At 46.4% G+C, this 1,432-nt stretch carries 2 protein-coding genes and 1 tRNA gene; 2 read left to right on the top strand and 1 reads right to left on the bottom strand.

The genetic code is table 11. The annotated features are described in order from the left end of the window. Nucleotides 1-56 precede the first annotated feature (56 nt). Nucleotides 57-743, top strand: a complete 687-nt coding sequence (locus B7Y67_RS16665; RefSeq protein ID WP_293599586.1) for a dienelactone hydrolase family protein — start codon at nucleotides 57-59, stop codon at nucleotides 741-743. A 48-nt stretch (nucleotides 744-791) separates the two neighbouring features. Beyond that, nucleotides 792-1,289: a hypothetical protein gene (locus tag B7Y67_RS16660; protein WP_293599585.1), complete on the top strand. Its 498-nt coding sequence runs from the start codon at nucleotides 792-794 to the stop codon at nucleotides 1,287-1,289. 54 nt (nucleotides 1,290-1,343) lie between these two features. Here the strand turns inward: B7Y67_RS16660 and B7Y67_RS16655 are convergent. Then, nucleotides 1,344-1,430, bottom strand: a tRNA-Leu gene (locus B7Y67_RS16655). Nucleotides 1,431-1,432 lie beyond the last annotated feature (2 nt).

Here is a 1,432-nt window from a genome sequence, read left to right as displayed (position 1 = left end):
CGATAAACAGTCGAAGTAAGCCTAATTCATTTTTAAAAGAAAGATTGGAGATAGTCATGATTACATTTCAAAGACCTGATGGCGCTTCAGTGGAGGCATATGTAGTTGAGCCTGCCAATCCAAAAAATGCTCCTGGTGTAGTAGTGATTCAGGAGTGGTGGGGTTTAGATGATGAAATTAAGAATGTCGCTAATCGTTTGGCGAAAGCAGGTTATCACGCCTTGGTTCCGGACCTCTATCGTGGCAAGTTGGCTTTAGAGGCGAATGAGGCAGAGCACCTCATGAATGATTTGAATTTTGGCGATGCCGCCAGTCAAGATATCCGTGGTGCCGTTCAATATCTCAAAGCAACTGGCAGTGCCAAAGTGGCTGTTACGGGTTTTTGTATGGGCGGAGCCCTCACTGTATTGTCTGCCGGCCTCGTTCCAGAATGTGATGGAACTGTAGTTTGGTATGGTTATCCGCCACTAGAGTATGTTGACGCGTCGGCTATTAAAAAACCAATGTTGGCGCACTGGGCTCTTCACGATGAATTTTTTTCGATTGCTGGCGTCGATCAACTGGAAGCAAAGCTAAAAGCTGCTGGAGTTACGTATGACTTTCAGCGCTACGACACTAAACATGCCTTCGCAAATCCAAAATCAGACTCAAGAGGTCTGCCACCATTGCAATACAACTCCGCTGCTGCTGATTTGGCATGGGAGCGGACTATGACTTTCCTAGAGCGTACGCTCGGCAATTAATTGGCCGCCCATCATCTTTACTGAATAACTCATCTCTTTTTATTGCCCATGCATCTTTTTGCTGAAAACCTCGCTGTTGAAATTTCTTCCTATTACCGAAATCTCGCTCTGGCTCATGGCGTCATCCCTAAGGTTTTTACCTTAGTAAATGGAGCAGGGGATCAATACCTCTTTTTTATAGATGATCTGCGTATGGAGAAGGCTGAGGAGGATCAGTTTTTGGCTTATATCGTCCAAGAGCATGAGGCAGTCTGCTATGCCCGAGGTACCTTGGTCATACTGGAGAAAAATCAACAGCTGATCGAGTTTGCCGTCATTGATCAAGACGATAATGAGGCCATTGTGTGCTCAGCTCAGTTGACGCGGGATATTGACGATAAGCCGGTTGGACTTAGTGAGTTTGAGAAGACTCTGGCGCCTAAAAAAACTATCTTCTTCAGCGGCCTCTTTGAGCCTATTGAACTATCGGAAGATAGGGCGGAGGAGTTTGAAAGTCTTTGGGAAGAGATGAAGCCCAAGATCTTGCATAGGACCATGGGAATTTAGTCGCCTATTGAAAAGAGGCTGTTTAGTCCCCATATAGGTCTTTGTAGGTGTATTTGGTGCCCAGGAAGGGACTCGAACCCCCACAACCTTACGATCGCCAGCACCTGAAGCTGGTGCGTCTACCAATTTCGCCACCTGGGCAT

Source organism: Polynucleobacter sp. 35-46-11 (assembly GCF_002281105.1).
Note: the sequence above shows the minus strand (reverse complement) of the source record. Positions and strands in the feature narration are given on the sequence as shown.